The organism is Mucilaginibacter sp., assembly GCF_965225845.1.
Taxonomy (GTDB): Bacteria; Bacteroidota; Bacteroidia; order Sphingobacteriales; family Sphingobacteriaceae; genus Mucilaginibacter.
In genome coordinates this window covers 591,359-607,095 of sequence record NZ_CBDDBL010000002.1, presented here as the reverse complement: position 1 = coordinate 607,095, position 15,737 = coordinate 591,359, and the positions used below count along the sequence as shown (strand labels likewise).

The 15,737-nt window shown below is 38.0% G+C and carries 19 protein-coding genes; 15 read left to right on the top strand and 4 right to left on the bottom strand.

Annotated elements, in window-relative coordinates:
- Positions 1-287 precede the first annotated feature (287 nt).
- Positions 288-2,774, top strand: coding sequence for a TonB-dependent receptor (locus ACYZ0U_RS06620; RefSeq protein WP_461451098.1), 2,487 nt, complete (start codon positions 288-290; stop codon positions 2,772-2,774).
- A gap of 148 nt (positions 2,775-2,922) precedes the next feature.
- On the opposite strand, the gene ACYZ0U_RS06615 is transcribed toward ACYZ0U_RS06620, so the two are convergent.
- Together ACYZ0U_RS06615 and ACYZ0U_RS06610 are read right to left on the bottom strand one after the other, a co-directional pair.
- Complete coding sequence (locus ACYZ0U_RS06615; RefSeq protein ID WP_461451096.1) at positions 2,923-3,207, bottom strand: RNA recognition motif domain-containing protein; 285 nt, start codon at positions 3,205-3,207, stop codon at positions 2,923-2,925.
- 223 nt (positions 3,208-3,430) lie between these two features.
- Positions 3,431-3,997, bottom strand: a complete 567-nt coding sequence (locus tag ACYZ0U_RS06610) for a hypothetical protein (protein ID WP_461451094.1) — start codon at positions 3,995-3,997, stop codon at positions 3,431-3,433.
- A gap of 252 nt (positions 3,998-4,249) precedes the next feature.
- Between ACYZ0U_RS06610 and ACYZ0U_RS06605 the strand changes: the two genes are divergently transcribed.
- The 10 genes from ACYZ0U_RS06605 to ACYZ0U_RS06560 all read left to right on the top strand — a co-directional run bounded on the left by ACYZ0U_RS06605 (position 4,250) and on the right by ACYZ0U_RS06560 (position 12,306).
- On the top strand, positions 4,250-4,717 hold the full coding sequence (locus ACYZ0U_RS06605; RefSeq protein WP_461451092.1) for a terminase small subunit: 468 nt from the start codon (positions 4,250-4,252) through the stop codon (positions 4,715-4,717).
- An 85-nt stretch (positions 4,718-4,802) separates the two neighbouring features.
- A complete protein-coding gene (locus ACYZ0U_RS06600; RefSeq protein ID WP_461451090.1) occupies positions 4,803-5,471 on the top strand; it encodes a phage terminase large subunit in 669 nt (222 codons plus the stop codon).
- A 312-nt stretch (positions 5,472-5,783) separates the two neighbouring features.
- A complete protein-coding gene (locus ACYZ0U_RS06595) occupies positions 5,784-6,377 on the top strand; it encodes a hypothetical protein (RefSeq protein WP_461451088.1) in 594 nt (197 codons plus the stop codon).
- A gap of 85 nt (positions 6,378-6,462) precedes the next feature.
- Complete coding sequence (locus ACYZ0U_RS06590) at positions 6,463-6,615, top strand: hypothetical protein (protein ID WP_461451086.1); 153 nt, start codon at positions 6,463-6,465, stop codon at positions 6,613-6,615.
- Positions 6,612-8,696: a hypothetical protein gene (locus tag ACYZ0U_RS06585; RefSeq protein ID WP_461451084.1), complete on the top strand. Its 2,085-nt coding sequence runs from the start codon at positions 6,612-6,614 to the stop codon at positions 8,694-8,696. The genes ACYZ0U_RS06590 and ACYZ0U_RS06585 overlap by 4 nt, the downstream gene beginning before the upstream one ends.
- Positions 8,697-8,832: 136 nt before the next feature.
- On the top strand, positions 8,833-9,066 hold the full coding sequence (locus ACYZ0U_RS06580; protein ID WP_461451082.1) for a hypothetical protein: 234 nt from the start codon (positions 8,833-8,835) through the stop codon (positions 9,064-9,066).
- Between the two features lie 61 nt (positions 9,067-9,127).
- Entirely contained in the window at positions 9,128-10,219 is a 1,092-nt protein-coding gene (gene lepB / locus ACYZ0U_RS06575) for a signal peptidase I (protein WP_461451080.1), read from the top strand.
- Positions 10,220-10,721: 502 nt separating this feature from the next.
- Positions 10,722-10,859, top strand: coding sequence for a hypothetical protein (locus tag ACYZ0U_RS06570; RefSeq protein WP_461451078.1), 138 nt, complete (start codon positions 10,722-10,724; stop codon positions 10,857-10,859).
- Positions 10,860-10,862: 3 nt separating this feature from the next.
- Complete coding sequence (locus ACYZ0U_RS06565) at positions 10,863-11,363, top strand: LamG-like jellyroll fold domain-containing protein (protein WP_461451076.1); 501 nt, start codon at positions 10,863-10,865, stop codon at positions 11,361-11,363.
- A 181-nt stretch (positions 11,364-11,544) separates the two neighbouring features.
- Complete coding sequence (locus ACYZ0U_RS06560; protein WP_461451074.1) at positions 11,545-12,306, top strand: FkbM family methyltransferase; 762 nt, start codon at positions 11,545-11,547, stop codon at positions 12,304-12,306.
- Between the two features lie 607 nt (positions 12,307-12,913).
- Here ACYZ0U_RS06560 and ACYZ0U_RS06555 read toward each other — a convergent pair.
- Positions 12,914-13,111, bottom strand: a complete 198-nt coding sequence (locus ACYZ0U_RS06555; RefSeq protein WP_461451072.1) for a hypothetical protein — start codon at positions 13,109-13,111, stop codon at positions 12,914-12,916.
- A 95-nt stretch (positions 13,112-13,206) separates the two neighbouring features.
- Here ACYZ0U_RS06555 and ACYZ0U_RS06550 point away from each other — a divergent pair, with 95 nt between their 5' ends.
- From ACYZ0U_RS06550 to ACYZ0U_RS06535, 4 genes are read left to right on the top strand one after another with little or no spacing between them, the layout of a single operon-like run.
- Positions 13,207-13,431: a hypothetical protein gene (locus ACYZ0U_RS06550; RefSeq protein ID WP_461451070.1), complete on the top strand. Its 225-nt coding sequence runs from the start codon at positions 13,207-13,209 to the stop codon at positions 13,429-13,431.
- Between the two features lie 3 nt (positions 13,432-13,434).
- The gene (locus ACYZ0U_RS06545; RefSeq protein WP_461451068.1) at positions 13,435-14,007 is read left to right on the top strand and encodes a glycosyl hydrolase 108 family protein; all 573 of its coding nucleotides are present in this window, start codon (positions 13,435-13,437) and stop codon (positions 14,005-14,007) included.
- Positions 14,008-14,268 (top strand): hypothetical protein, encoded by a 261-nt coding sequence (locus ACYZ0U_RS06540; RefSeq protein ID WP_461451066.1) that lies wholly within the window; start codon positions 14,008-14,010, stop codon positions 14,266-14,268.
- Positions 14,265-14,717: a hypothetical protein gene (locus tag ACYZ0U_RS06535; protein ID WP_461451064.1), complete on the top strand. Its 453-nt coding sequence runs from the start codon at positions 14,265-14,267 to the stop codon at positions 14,715-14,717. Before ACYZ0U_RS06540 ends, ACYZ0U_RS06535 begins: the two co-directional genes overlap by 4 nt.
- Before the next feature lie 62 nt (positions 14,718-14,779).
- On the opposite strand, the gene ACYZ0U_RS06530 is transcribed toward ACYZ0U_RS06535, so the two are convergent.
- Entirely contained in the window at positions 14,780-15,733 is a 954-nt protein-coding gene (locus ACYZ0U_RS06530; protein ID WP_461451062.1) for an acyltransferase family protein, read from the bottom strand.
- Positions 15,734-15,737: the final 4 nt, after the last annotated feature.

The following is a 15,737-nucleotide window of genomic DNA, read 5'->3' as shown; positions in this document are numbered from 1 at the left end:
AGCATTGCTTTTAAAAAACCTAAAAATAATACAGTTAACTTTTATCCTCACCTGATACAGGCATCCCGGATTTGCTTTATCATGTTTAAATTTTACACATTAGATAATATTACTTTGCCAATCATAACCTATAATAAGTTAATAAATATCAAAATCATACAACCAAAGGCTATTGAAATGTAAATATTATAGTATTAAACCTATTACATTGTAACATATATATTATAAACAAGATTTCTTCAGAGTTTAAGTTGCACCTTTGCGGCAAAACATTTAAAACAGCCCTCATGCGTACTATTGCACTATCATTCTGCCTAATCGTTTTTGCATTTTCTGTAAATGCGCAAAATAAAGGCAAAATATCCGGTAAAGTTACCGATGCTGCTACCAAGCAAATAATTAACTATGCTACTGTAAGCCTTTTTAAACAAGGTGCTACCGCCCCATTCAATGGTGTAGTAACTGATGATAAGGGAAATTTTGTTCTTGCTGGCCTGGCTGCGGGCGGTTATACCGTAAAAGTTGAATTTATAGGTTACCAGGCAAAAACACTTAACGTATCAATTACCGATGCAGCGCCTTCGGTGTCATTAGGAAATGTAGCGCTCGCGCCTAGCCAAAACCAACTGCAGGACGTTGTGGTAACAGCCAAACGCCCAACTGTTGAAAATAAAATTGACAGGATGGTTTACAACCCGCAAAACGATCTTACTGCTCAAGGCGGTATGGCTATTGACGTATTGCAAAAAGTACCGCAAATATCAGTGGATATAGATGGTAACGTTGAGTTATTGGGTAACACCAATATCCGTTTCCTGATCAATGGCAAGCCATCAAGTATCTTCGGATCAAGCCTTACCGAGGCTTTGCAATCTATCCCTGCCAGCCAGATCCAAAGCATCGAGGTGATCACTAACCCGGGCGCTCAGTACGATGCGACCGGCACCGGCGGCATCATCAATATTATTTTAAAGCAAAGTAATGTTCAGGGTGTAAACGGTTCGGTTAACCTGTCAGCAGGTACAAGGTTAGAGAACGGATCTTTTAACCTTAACGCCAAAAAAGGAAATTTTGGCGTAGGTGCGTTTTTTAATGGTAATGAGCGTATCAACACCACAACGCTTAATCATTCTGAAACAAGATCGACAGACTCTTTAGGCAATAAAACTGACCAGCTGCAAAATGGATCCAGCGCCTTTAAAAGGAGCGGTTATCAATCAGGAATTAATTTTCAATGGGATGTAACTAAAAAGGACCAGTTAACGGCATCATTCAGCTATAATCATTTTGGCAACACCAGCGTGGGCACAACAAACCAGGAGCTAATAAAAACCGGGATATCAAACGATATTTTGCAGGATCAATTGAGTACGCTTTCCTCTTCAAGCAATTTCCATGCTAACTCGAGCGACTTTAGTTTAGGGTACAAGAAATCTTTCGATAAGAAAGATGAGGAACTTGATTTCCTGGTAAATACGAGCCTTGGGAGTAATTATAACTATGCTTCTCAGCAAACAGTTTATTTAGATGGAAATACGCCAACTTCAGGTTCAATGAGTACCAACCCTGGTACCGACAGGGAAACTGATATATCCCTGGATTACAAATATCCATTCAGCAAAAATTTCCTGTTTCAAACAGGTGCAAAAGCTACTATTGAAGACATCAGCAATAGTGTCATTACTGATACCTTACTAAATAATGGTAACATCACCTCTGACCCTGCCCAAACTTATAATTTCGGTTATAACAGGCAGATCTATGCCTATTATGCCTCAACCACATTTTCGCTCTTTCATGATTTTATAAACGGTATGGCTGGTTTACGTTATGAGTATACTACAACAAGCTCAAGCTTTCCAGGTACCAACGTACCTGGATACGGGATCTTAGCGCCATCATTTGTATTACAGCATAAACTGAGCGACGATGAGTCAGTAAAATTCAGTTACAGCTACCGTTTGCAACGCCCGGAATATAGCGATGTAGATCCTTTTTATAATGTTTCTGACCCACATAATATCAGCACCGGCGATCCGAACCTGAAACCTGAATATGGACATAACTATGAGCTGGGTTACAATAAATCGTTTAACAACGGCCCAAGCTTATATGTATCTGCATTTTACAGGTATAATACTAATGATATTCAGTCACTAACCACTTTTTACTCAATATTACCGGTTAACGGTACTGATTATACCGACGTAGAGTTAACAACCCGTGCCAACATCGGTTCAGAAACAAACGAAGGTGTGAATCTTTACTTCTCGATCCCGGCCGGTAAACTTACGTTGCGGTCTAACAACTATTTTGCCGACAGGATCTCGAAAAATCCGTTTGATCCGTTAAACCCCGGTGACCCTACAAGAGTTAGCGGTTTCGCCTACCGCCTTAACCTGAATGCATCTTACGAGTTTGCTCCAAGCTTTGCTGCCGAGGTATTTGGCAACTACCGTTCATCGCAACGCACAATACAAGGTGAAAGCCCGGCGTTCTCGTTTTACAACTTCGCGGTACGTAAACAGTTTTGGAAAAAAACGGCAAGCATCGGCATAACAGCTGCCAATCCGTTTGCCAGCTACATTGCGCAAACTACCACTACCAATACAGGTAACTCTTACCAAACCAGCACGCGCGAGGTTCCGTTCCGTTCATTTGGTATAAGCTTAAACTATAAATTTGGTAAGCTCGAGTTTAAGAAACCGGCTAAAGAGGATGTTCCTGATGATACAGCAACACCTAACAAAGTTCCGGATTCTACGCCAAGATAATCCAATTCTCTATCTACCTATAAAAAAGCAAGGCCCCGATATTCGGGGCTTTGTTGTTTATCAAACTTTCGTTTGCGAAACCGGTTAAACGCAAAAAGCCGGGCATCTGCCCGGCTTTGAAAAAGAATAAATATTTTATCAGCAGCGATTAATTGTGCCTAAAGCCACCTTTACCGCCACCGCCATTAAAACCTTTGTCTTCGGCAACGTTTACAGTAATACGACGGCCATAGTAGCTGGCGCCATTCATGCACCTGATAGCTTCTTTAGCTTCATCCTCGTTCACCATCTCCACAAATCCAAAACCCTTACTCTCTTTTGTCTCGCGGTCTTTAATGATCCTGAGGGACTTAACCGGCCCAAAATCACCAAACACAGCTGTTAACTCGGCCTCATCCACTTCAAGTGGCAAGCCTGCAATAAATACTTTCATCAATGTTTTAAAATTTCTCAAAGATACACAAAAAACGCCGCATTCGGGCTATCGGTGGCATTAATAAACCGAGCTAAAACGCTTTTTTACTTTAACGTTACTATTGCTTGAGATTAAGCAACGGAGATAAGAGATTAGGTAGTGAAGCTTAATTAATTATGGAAAACGTCCCGCTGTTTGATCAATGGAAAGGCACTTCGTTCCCGCTCTGAACACCCGCTCCCTATTTTAGTTGCAAACTAAAAGTACCTTTAACTTTAACGGGAGTTGAGTTTATGCCAGATTTAACCAGGTAAGTGTAAAATGTTCCCTTGGCCAATGTGCTATCCTGTTTGTAAGCGCCAAGGCTGATCTTTCCGTAATCCTGTACACCTGTGGAGTTCACAAGTGCATATTGATTAACCGGCTTGCTTCCTGATTGTTGCAGGATGAACTGGCTGCCTGCTACATCGGTGGTGATATTGCTCAGGGCATAGCCCCCGCTGCTGATGCCGAAGCTCATATTATGTGCTTTATTGATGGCTGTAATACCAAAATACTGGTTATTGCCATTGTGTACATTTACAAAGGCAATAGAATCAGTTGAAGCATCAAAGCTATAAGTAGTATCAGGCAGGGTAATTTTTAATGTGCCTTTTACAGCAAGATAGTTATCAGGGGCGGTAAAAGTGCTGTCAGATTTACTCGAAGACGTGTCGCTAACTTCCTGGTCTTTCTGGCATGATACGATTACGCCACAGAGTAGCAGAAATAGTACGATGACAATTTTAGTAAACCTTTTATGACCCATAGCAGATGATAACCCTTTGTTTATAATTATACGTGAATTTAGTTAAAATGGTTGTGCAGAAATTATTTCTTTGTAACTTTTAACAAATATTTAACGTTACAGTATTATTACATCAAAAAATCAGCCAGAAAACTGATAATTACCCTCATAAATTTCCATTTTAATATTTTTTGAAAATTGCTTTGCAATACTAATTATTTTAGTTATCTTTGAATATCTATTATGCCAATCGGCATTTTTATCATAAGCCTTATGAAAGCCAAATACCCAAAGTTCACACCTGTTGAACTTGCATCACGTATCGACGAATATTTTATCCATATAAAAGGAAAATACCGCATGACCAAAGTCGCGCCCAAAACAGAAGGCGGCAAACCAACCCGCACCAAAGTATGCGAGCGCGAACCTGAACTGGCCACTATCAGCGGACTTGCCTTATTCCTCGGTTTTAGCAGCCGCGAGGTTTTTGACAACTGTATGCGACGAGGCAAGTTTGCCGATATATTGAAACGTGGCTGCCTGCGTATACAGGCCGTATATGAAAGCAGATTGCATCAGCACTCCACCAGCGGCGCCATCTTCGCGCTGAAAAGCATGGGTTGGAATGAAAAACCCGAAGCCAAAAAACCCGAAGAAACCACCGCGTTAAAAACACTTAGTATAAAAATAATTGAATCCGGGCCTAAACCAGTTACAAATGAAAAGGAAGTTATTATATAAGAAACAGAATCGAACAATGCCAATCTACATACCAATCATAACCTTTAACCTTTAACCTTTAACCTTTAACCTTTAACCTTTAACCTTGACCTCAACCATACTTTTCAAACAAAACTACAACGCCACTGCCCAGGTGGTCATCAACCAAGGCGGTACAAGCTCCGGCAAAACCTATGCTATTGAGCAGGTACTGTTCTGCCTTGCCAGCGAGAACCACAAGCAGGTGATCACCATTGTTGGGCAGGATATCCCGAACCTAAAAGCCGGTGCATTGCGCGATGCCCTGAACATATATAATAATTCCGAACACCTAAAAGCAATGATCAAAAATTATAATAAAACCGACCGCGTATTCGAGTTTCATAACGGAACGATCATAGAATTTAAAAGCTATACGGATGCGCAGGACGCTAAGTCTGGTAAAAGGGACTATTTGTTTATTAACGAGGCCAATGGGATTACTTACGATATTTATAATGAGCTATCGCTACGCACCCGCAAACGTGTATTTATTGATTATAATCCCAACAGTCACTTTTGGGTGCATGAACATTTGATCGGCAAAAATAATGTGGAACTGATCATCTCCGACCATCGCCATAACCCTTTTCTGACACAACCCGAACGTGATAAAATCGAACTATTGAAGGAAGCCGACGAAGAGCTTTGGAAAGTATATGCCCGTGGCCTCACAGGCAAAATTATGGGGCTGGTATTTGCCAGCAACTGGCACATCTGCCGGCAATTCAGTTAACACAAAATTGCCAGGACTAAAAACAAAGTACTATACGGAGCTGCAAAAAATATTACAAAACACAAAAGTGATCGTACGGTATTTCTTGCTGTCGCCACGCGATATTTGCGAGCTTGACTTATTGATACCCATTTATTTAGCCCAACACAAAGCTTATTTTTACATTAATAAAATTGATAGCTGGCGAAAAGGGCAACCCTGCAAAGTGGAGTTGGTACTGTTAGGATAAACTAACGGAAATAATATTTTGCTAATATTTTTTGCAAAATATATTTTAGTTATTATTTTTACGGTATTAAACTTTATTACAAAATGAAAAAAATCTTACTCATCGCATTATTATTGTTACCAATCTTAGGGTTTTCACAAACAGACAAAACAACAAAACCTATTGATGGATTTTTAGGAATTAAATTTGGCAGCACTAAAGCTGCAGTTATAGCAGCAATTAAAGCACGTGGGGGAAAAGTAAACACTAACGGAGACGCTGATAATATTGCATTTGACAATGTTAGTTTAGGACATAGGGAAACAGAGATCTTTTTTGTTCGGTTTGTAGATAATAAAGCTTTTGAAGCCGATTTTACCTTCACACCTGCTGATAATAATCATGCTATTGAATATTACAACAGTTTAGTTAGCGATTTAAATGACATTTATGGTAAAGGTGAGAGCACAAAGAAATTTACTGCTCCTTATGTTGAAGGGGATGGACATGAACAAGGTGCTTTGGTATTAGGCGCAGCAGAGTTTAATACTTATTGGGAAGCGTCGAATGATAACGCTATCAATGCTTCAATAGAAAAAGAAGATCTGACTTTAACTGTGAAACTTGTTTATCAAGACGCGGCATTATTTTCACAAGCTATTGATAAACAAAAAAGTAAAGACAAAAGCGATTATTAATCACTTGAATAAGCTCGTTATACGAGCTTATTTTTAAAATACAAATATGCCAAATGGCATATTATACATAATAATGAATTTTAACATGGCAGATGATTTAAATAAAAATATTACCATACAGGTAACATCGGATACAAGCGATATTGAACAAAATATCAGTACCTTAAATAAAACTATCAACGGGTTACTTGCACAACAAAAGCAGGGCAGCAAAACTCAGCAAGCTACGAAGGATTGAGTACTAAAATTGATGCTTATCAAAAGGCATTACAAACTGCAAGTAAGCAGTTGGCTGATCATACATCGGCATTAAATGGCTTAAGCAATTCTGCAAAAAATGGCAGTGCTGCCTTTTCCTCAATTTCTTCGCAACAACAAAAACATGCAAAGGCAACAAGTGATAGTTCAGCAAAAGCTGCGGAATTAAACACCAGGTTAACAACACTTGGCCAAACCTTAAAACAACAGGGAAACAGTATAGATACGGCTTCAGATGCGATCAAGGGACAATCAGCCAATATGGCTAAAAGTGCACAAGCAGCCCAACAATTAACAAGCGATTTAAACACCACCGGTGCATCCTTTGCGCAACAAATCACAAATGTTGACCAAAGCCGGGCAGCATTTGATTTACATAAGGCTACCATAGATCATTTAAAAACATCATTTGATGAGGTCAAAGATGTATCAGGCATTTTCGGGCCGAGTTTACAGGATGCAGCGAAAGGATTTAACGCCATGAAAACAGGTCTTTCAGTTATGAAAGACGGTTTAACCGGCGTTGGTGAAGCACTGAAAGCTGATGGCTTTGATTTTTTATTACAGGTATTGCAAATGATGTTTGATTATTTTATAAAAACATCAACAGGTTCAAAAGTGCTGCAGGGAGCCATTTCAGCAATTGGCGTAGTAGTGAACAAAGTGGAAACCTTTATCCATTCCTTTATGGATACGATAATAAATGCTTTTTCTCACCCCATAGATACTATTGAATCACTAGGCAAAATGGTGGAGGAAAATATTATCAACCGCTTTACCGCCTTTGCAACTATTTTGGATGGGCTTTTACATCTTGATTTTAAAAAAGTGACCGATGGCGCCATACAAGCTGCAACGGGTGTTACCAATGCCACCGGTAAAATTGCCGGTGCATATAAAGAGACGGTTAAAGGTTTAAAGGGAACTGTAAAAGCGATGGGGGACGCTTACCAAAAGGGTACCCAAATGGCGGCACAAAGCGAAAAAAACATAAAGGGATACGGCAAAAAAGTTGTAGATAACACTAAAAAGCAGCTGAAACAATTAGAAAAACTACACAAAAGGTCAAAAGATATTTTAGCACCGGCGAACGGGACAAATTCGCTAAGCTGGGCATCGGGTACAGATCAATCTCGACAATCTACTGATAATTTACAAAATAACATTATCGGCCCGGCTAACATTTCAGGAAGCGCCGTCAAGCCAATATCCGATAGTGACACCTGCGATTGTGACGATGATAAAAAAAAGAAAAAGAACGCAGATGACCTAAAAAACTTTGAGATACAAACAGCCCAACAAGTATCGTCGACAACATTTTCAATTTTGCAAAACAGCATCAAGCAACAATCCGAAGCAAAAATAGCTGCACTTGAAAAAGATAAAGATGCCGAATTAAATAATAGCAGCCTTACCTCGGCACAACGATTGGCCATACAAACCAAATACAAAAAGCAGGAGGATGCCGTAAAAAAACAAGCATTCAAAGAAGAACAGGAAGCTTCAATAGCGCAGGCAGTAATAAACGGCGCCTTGGCAGTAACCAAAGCTACATCCCAAACAGGTACTTTAGCGCCATTGGTAATACCGGGAATTATAGCCGAAACTGCTGTTGAAATTGCCAAAATAGCATCACAAAAACCACCTGCCTATGCCAAAGGAGGTTTGCATTATACCTCCGACGGGCGTGGTGGCGTGCTACCCGGTTACAGCCGCACCGATAATACTAACGCCTACCTACGCTCCGGCGAAGGGATCGTGGTGTCCGAAGCCATGCGCGATCCATGGGCGCGTAACCTGGTAAGTGCCATCAACGTTGGTTTTGGCGGTCGTGATTTTTCAACAAGTACAAGCGGGCGAGCCTTTGCCGTAGGTGGAATATTTACTGATGGCGGCGATGCCAACCGTTACTACAATCAGCCCGTGACGGATAATAAAAACCTGGCCAACTCTATAGCCTACCAGATGGTAAACAACTTCCCTCCTGTTTATGTAGATGTTAAAGACATCAACAACCAGCAAAATATACTCGCCCAAACCATCAACAGGGTAAACCTTTAACAGTATTAAGTAGCTAGTACATAGTATCAAGACTTTTCCCTGGCTCTTTGTATTTAGCTCTTGATACCGTCCCAAATACTAACTACTTGATACTCGATACTTAATACTTGCTACTAAATACTTGCTACTAAAAAAAATGAATATTCAAACTGCAAACTCATTATTCGACGAAGGCACTTTCTCCGCCATGTACAAAGCCGGGTTTATTACAACTAAGGTATTTATTTATCGTGAGATTTATCTTTGGATCCAGGCACAGATCAAAACCCGTAACCTCAGCAAAAGTCAGGCTGTACTGGAGGCGGGTTTAAAATTCAGGAAGGATGAACGCACCATCTGGCGCGCGTTAAACAGCTTTGAGGAAAACTAAAACTGATAATTTTGTAACAAGATTTGCCCGTTTCAATCTAAAGTGATAAACTTGTTTTATCATGAATTGGAAATTCTTCTCTAAAAACAATAAAACCCAACCAAAAGTTAAAAAATCAAAAACCCGTGAGTGGATAGATGCCTTAATTTTCGCTTTTGTAGCAGCTACTATTATCCGTGGGTTATTGTTTTCAGCCTATGCAATTCCCTCAGGATCAATGGAAGGCACCGAGCTAACCGGCGATTACCTTTTTGTAAGCAAGTTCAGCTACGGCGCACGTATGCCAATCACGCTGTTTTCTATTCCGTTTACCGAGCCCGAAATGTATGGTGCTAAAACTTACTGGAGCGGCGTACAATTGCCCTATTTCCGTTTGCCGGGTTTTACATCGGTAAAAAAGGGCGATGTGGTAGTTTTTAATAAACCATCAGAAACAGGCACACCGATAGATCAGCAAACTACATTGATTAAACGCTGCCAGGCAGTTTCCGGTGATACTTTGAGCATTGTAAACGCACAGGTGTACATCAATGGCAAACCGGAACCGAATGCTCCAAAAGCACAAACATCATACACTGTAATAACCGACGGGCAGGAGTTTAACCCGCAAATATTCCAAGATCTTAACATTACAATAGTTAACCAATCGGCAGCTAATGCTTATGAAATGATCATCCCGGTTGATAACCTAACTACGCTTAAAAGTTATTCCAACATAAAAAGCATTACCCCTGTAGTTGCCCCGGCTGGTCAGCGCGATGAAGAAGTTTTCCCGCACAATCCAAAATTTAAATGGAACATTGATAATTTCGGTCCGCTGGTTTTACCTAAAAAAGGCATGACCATTCCGCTGAATGATTCAACCATAGCATTATACAGTACGGCTATAGAACAATATGAACACAACCGATTAGGCAAAACAAATGGCGGCTTTACTTTAAACGGACAAAAAGCAACTACCTACACCTTTAAAATGAATTACTACTGGATGATGGGCGACAACCGCCACGATTCCTTAGATTCACGTTTCTGGGGTTACGTGCCGGAAGATCATATTATTGGCAAAGCGATAATCACCTGGTTCAGCACTGATCCAAACAAGGGTATCATCAGCAATATTCGCTGGAACAGGATCTTGAGGCCGATAAGGTAAGGATTTTAGCAGATCTTTCTTCAAGGCATAGAGAGGCGAACAATGAAGCATAATTGGGTGAGTAATTATAACCTTATTCTCAAGCAACTATCGGCTTTGTCCCCGCATATAAATTACTGACAAAATAGTGTCAGTACTTTATTAAAACTTATTCCGATCTTTGAATAAACCAAACCATCATCGGTATAATCACACCAAAATCGGTGAAATCAAAAAAACAAAATGTTACTGACAAAATAGTGTCAGTACTAATTCAAAACATTATACCGATCTTTGAATTAAACCAAAACCCCACCATTGTAACCAACTTAAATTGGTTAAGGCCAAAAAATAAATCGGTGGATCCAAAAAACCAATCTTACTGACAAAATAGTGTCAGTACTTTATTAAAAACTTATACCGACCTTTGAATTATGCCAATCGGCATATTAAGCCATCGAAAGACAGGCCGTCAAATCAGATATCAGAATACCAATAGCTCATGCAATATCAATCATGACCTATGAACTACCAACTAAAAACTATGAACCAAAACACACCCTACAAGATCTATCTATACGATACCGACACCGATTGCATAGGCTCCGGCAGCCTGTCATCATCTTACACACAAAACATTACCTCATCAAATGAGTTTTGAGTTTTGGATAATTTCGACAATACACTTCAATATAATGAGGGGTGGCTACAGTACAACGATAATTATCCAACCAGTAATGGAGAGGGCAATGGTTCAGAGATTAGAGCCCAAATTATAATTAATAGTTTTTTCATAACTCGGCAAACCGCTGGAGCAATTATATCTTTTCTGACATTAACACCGTTGGTTAACGGAATTAGGAATTATATAGCTATTACCATTGACTTAGAGAAGGGAATCGCTCAAGGCTATTTAAATGGCAATGTATTCGGAAAGGCGACTTCTTCAGCCAGTATATTAACGACTCCTTATAACAGTTTATTTGAATTATTCAACCTTTTTGCTTCAACAACTCAAAATGTTTATGCCACAGGACTTACTGATGAATTTCGAATTTATTCAGAAACATTATCTGATTCAGATATAATCCAAAGTTGGAATAATGGTTGTAGATCCTATCCTTTAAGAACTGATAAATTAATTGTATGGTATAAATTTGAGTAATTTGAAATGTCGGACTTTCAAATTTACAAGACGGCAGTAATGTGCTTTTGGGCATAAGAGATATGAGCAATAACAACAACCATGGAAAACCAATAAATATGGTTACTGATCTTACTTCATTGAATTATGTTATAAAATCCTTCTAACAATTCGTTATAATTGTTATATATTAAAACACTTAATGAAAATTATCAATTTTTTGCATAAATTCAAATTCTGTAGACAAATAGCTAAAAAAATAGCTAAAAAAATGGATATAAAACAAAAGTTTTATAATGGCAATATATACTTGAATGCAGTTGAACATTCTTGGGCATGGACTAGTGATAGGAATTATAATAATTTTGATATTGATATACAAAACTACATTCATAAAACTTCAAAAAATCATGATGTTTTTATAGACATAGGAAGTAACATTGGAGTGATGACGATAGGTACATTGCTAAACAATAAGACTATAAAATCTATTGCTATTGATCCTAATAAACAGGCAGTCAAATTACTTAAAAAGTCATTGGCATGTAACAAAATTTCGGACAGATGTGTAGTAATAAATTCTGCTATCGGAAACTATGATGGAGAAATAGTATTTGATTCCACTGGTTCAGTTACAGGTCATATCTCTGACGTAGGCGATAAAGTAAATATTATAAAGTTATCAAATGTTTTAAATGAATTTAAAGGAATAAATACTCTTGTTAAAATTGATATAGAAGGTTACGAAACTCAAATTATAAAAGAACTTAAAAACGTTAATAATGTCAGTAGCTTCACATTTGTAATAGAATTACATGAATTAGGTTTTAATGGGATTGGAGATCCGCAATATGTCTTTAATGTTCTTAAAAATATGAACGCAAAAATTTACGATCTCAATGGTAAAGAATTGGATCGTTTAGACCAAAAAAACTCAACCCAAATTTCAGTCAATTTTATTTGAAAAGTTTAAATTTCATATCACCTAATCTTTACATCTTAACTATAAATCGCTTTTTGATTTTTTAAGAAAAAGCGTTCGTAAAGATAATAGATGCGTTGGCTGTTATAAATATTATCAATAAGTGTATCCATTTTGAGTTCGTATGCACGAGCCAATTTTGATCATTATCGAACAATTGCTGCCATATATATAAGTTGTAAGATAATACACCAATGTAAACTAATACCCTATTTTCCAATAAGTGGTACAGGTTTATAATTATAAAAATAATTACGTGTAATACGTGATTACTTTGCCAGGCCATCATAAACCAATAAAAAAGGAAAAACCGGGTAGAACTGTTCTTCTACAGATAAGCTCCAAAAATGCTCAAAGTACCAGTTGTAAAACCCGTGTAGCGGTATATTTTGTATAAGTAACGCCGCTGAAGTAAATGAGATAAGCTTTATACCTAAATGCTGGTAATGGTTAAGTATAGCTACTACAATAATAAATAAGCTAAAGGTATAATCCTAAACACCCGCCCGTAAGTAAAACATTTTTAATAATATACGGCCGGTACTTATTTTTTCTTTAATGAGTAAAGTGGTTATTAAAAACCCGCTTATTACAAAAAAATCCATACACCTATACTGCCGGTAAACCATTTGGTATAAGCAGTATGCATAAATGTATGGCTAAGTATAACCATAACCACTCCACGCAAACCATCTAACCCGGGCAAATGCGCAGTTTGAAGTATTTCGGGGACACTTGTGATATCAGAAAATAGTTTGCTCCTAAACGTTTTGATCCGGCTTAACATTTAGTGAATCAGGTTTAATATCTGCATTCTCAAATATGCAAAAGCGCAACAATATTTTCCTCAATAATCAATAATAAATATAAAACTATAAAAACATGAAAACATCAGATCTATACCGCATTGACCTAAAGGACCTTGCAAAGGGATTAATTGTAGCAATAGGCAGCGCTGTAATTGCCACAATTCAAACCAGTTTACAAGCGGGCTCACTCAATTTTAACTGGCAACTTATAGGCACGGTTGCATTAGGTGCAGGAGTAGCTTACATCAGTAAAAATTTCTTTACTCCGGCATCTATCAAAAATCCGATAAATAATTAATTTATGGCTGATTTTATCAAAGCCTATAAAATAACCATCCTCGGTAATGAGGGTGGTTATAACCCCGGAATAGGCGAAAAAGAAACTTATCGTGGTATTGATCGCGGCGCAAATCCAAAATGGGACGGATGGCAAATAATCGATCCGATTAAAAAGAACAACCCGGGACTAAATATTGCCAAAATGAACCTGTTGCTGGCTCAAAACCTGTTGCTGCAAAACAATATAGAGCGTTTTTATAAAACAAACTATTGGGATACAATTAGCCTGGATCATGTGAACGATCAGCAATTAGCCGATAACCTGTTCGATTGCTCGGTTAACCAGGGCGAAGGCATGGCGAGAAAATTCATGCAAGTCGCTTGCAATTACGTTATGTTCTCAGCTCAATCAGGTATTAAGCCTTTACTTACCGACAAAAAAATTGGCCCTGCCACCTTAGACGCATTTAATGCGTTACCACCTAAATTATTGAACTCCGAGATCAATGCAGAACGCGAGGCCAGTTACCGGCAAGATGCAGGATTTGCCGAATGGGGTAAGGTTTGGCAAAAACGATTAATAAATTATACCTAAATGACAGCGATCGAACACCAGGAACTAAAGGGCATCACGATTAAAAACATAATTGTAACGGTGGTGAGTACTGCAAGCATAGTTGCATCTGTAATGACAACTTACTTCAACCTAAAAAATGACATGTCGCAGCTCCGCAATAAACAGGAAACAACTGATCGCGTAAACGAGATCAGGCTTAAAGTGCTGGAAAGTGAAGTAAATATCCTCCAGCAACAATTACAGGAAATAAAATACAAACAACTAACATTAAAATCATGAGTTTAACAACATTTCTAACAAAAATATGGGCAGGAATTAAAGACTTGTTCGATGGTTTTCCATCAGAATTAAAAACCGCTATACACATAGGCGTTACAGTAACCGAAAGTATCAAAACCTTTGTCGACAGCCCCGAAGCAGACATCCTATCTGCAATTATACCGGATGGAATTGGCGAAGACATTGTAACATTGCTTCGTGCCAAAATACCCGAAGTTTTAACAGAGTTGAAATTAGCAGACAGCTGCGGAAGCCTTACCGATCCGGCACAAATTACTGCTTGTGCCATAAAAGTATTACAAGGTTTAGATGGCGATATTCAAAATGCCTTCCTGCATAACATTTCAATATTAATTGCACAGGTTGCAGCCGACGGCAAGTTAACCTGGAGCGATGGGGTTTATTTATTGGAATGGTACTATCAAAATATTGCTAAAACTGCTGCTTAAATAGTTAAGGCTGTTTGCTGATCCATTGGTGGCGGAGTTTTTCCATAGGCCTATCGATCAACTTATATATAATAAAAGATGATAATATTGTAGCTGCAAAAAAAAACGAATAAATAACACATGTGCACCAGTGCAGATGTGCCTGCCGAAAGGATTCCATAAGGTTTTATCCAAACCCAATGGGATAAATAGATAAGAAATGACATTTCGCCCCAAAATCTATCATTCTTATCAGATGCTTTTTTTACGGAATTTGCTAATGTAGGTACAAATAAAGCCACTAAAATAAAACTCAATAAAATGTAATAAATTGAAGCTTCATCTTTATAGTGTCTAATAGAATATGGAAAAACATATTGCAACGCTATTACAACTAAAGCAATTCCGATACTAATCATTTCAGTCATCGGCTTAAATTGAATATTCCTGAAATAGATAATCATTCCTAATATAAATAAATAGAGATAAACAAGGATTGAGTTTTTCACCCACACGTTTGAATAACTTATTGACAAATAGATGGATGATATTAACAATATCAGAAAAAAATAGTTAAGCCTCTTATAGTTTTTATAACTAATATAAAAAAGCAAGGGGAACAATATATAAAACTGCAATTCAATATCTAATGACCAAGCGGGCACCAGAATATTAACTTTTGGAAAACTATAATAGGTGAACAAGATACTGTTAGATAACCAAAATACAACATTATCCAATCCGTGTAAATTGATTATTTGTGTATAAACGCTACTATCTGTCAACCACCAAACTATATAACCAATAATTGTAAATGTATAAAAAACCGGAAATAACCGCCAAATCCTGCTAATATAAAACACTTTTAACGGCCTAATTTTATGCGCGTATTTCTTTTCGTACATTAGGGTTATCCAGTATCCACTCAAAATAAAAAAACTGCAAACAGCAAACCGACCCAGGAAAAAAAATTTACTGATATGAAAGAATATCACAAATGCCGCGAGTAAAAAACGGGTTATGCCGGGTTTTAACATTGGG

Bases quoted from the DNA above. Each gene is read 5' to 3' on its own strand.
- ACYZ0U_RS06570 (WP_461451078.1), top strand. From the start codon at position 10,722: ATGAACTACCAACTAAAAACTATGAACCAAAACACACCCTACAAGATC.
- ACYZ0U_RS06535 (WP_461451064.1), top strand. From the start codon at position 14,265: ATGAGTTTAACAACATTTCTAACAAAAATATGGGCAGGAATTAAAGAC.
- ACYZ0U_RS06620 (WP_461451098.1), top strand. From the start codon at position 288: ATGCGTACTATTGCACTATCATTCTGCCTAATCGTTTTTGCATTTTCT.
- ACYZ0U_RS06590 (WP_461451086.1), top strand. From the start codon at position 6,463: ATGGCAGATGATTTAAATAAAAATATTACCATACAGGTAACATCGGAT.
- ACYZ0U_RS06610 (WP_461451094.1), bottom strand. From the start codon at position 3,997: ATGGGTCATAAAAGGTTTACTAAAATTGTCATCGTACTATTTCTGCTA.
- ACYZ0U_RS06595 (WP_461451088.1), top strand. From the start codon at position 5,784: ATGAAAAAAATCTTACTCATCGCATTATTATTGTTACCAATCTTAGGG.
- ACYZ0U_RS06555 (WP_461451072.1), bottom strand. From the start codon at position 13,111: ATGTTAAGCCGGATCAAAACGTTTAGGAGCAAACTATTTTCTGATATC.
- ACYZ0U_RS06550 (WP_461451070.1), top strand. From the start codon at position 13,207: ATGAAAACATCAGATCTATACCGCATTGACCTAAAGGACCTTGCAAAG.
- ACYZ0U_RS06545 (WP_461451068.1), top strand. From the start codon at position 13,435: ATGGCTGATTTTATCAAAGCCTATAAAATAACCATCCTCGGTAATGAG.
- ACYZ0U_RS06540 (WP_461451066.1), top strand. From the start codon at position 14,008: ATGACAGCGATCGAACACCAGGAACTAAAGGGCATCACGATTAAAAAC.
- ACYZ0U_RS06560 (WP_461451074.1), top strand. From the start codon at position 11,545: ATGAAAATTATCAATTTTTTGCATAAATTCAAATTCTGTAGACAAATA.
- ACYZ0U_RS06615 (WP_461451096.1), bottom strand. From the start codon at position 3,207: ATGAAAGTATTTATTGCAGGCTTGCCACTTGAAGTGGATGAGGCCGAG.
- ACYZ0U_RS06530 (WP_461451062.1), bottom strand. From the start codon at position 15,733: ATGTTAAAACCCGGCATAACCCGTTTTTTACTCGCGGCATTTGTGATA.
- lepB (WP_461451080.1), top strand. From the start codon at position 9,128: ATGAATTGGAAATTCTTCTCTAAAAACAATAAAACCCAACCAAAAGTT.
- ACYZ0U_RS06580 (WP_461451082.1), top strand. From the start codon at position 8,833: ATGAATATTCAAACTGCAAACTCATTATTCGACGAAGGCACTTTCTCC.
- ACYZ0U_RS06605 (WP_461451092.1), top strand. From the start codon at position 4,250: ATGAAAGCCAAATACCCAAAGTTCACACCTGTTGAACTTGCATCACGT.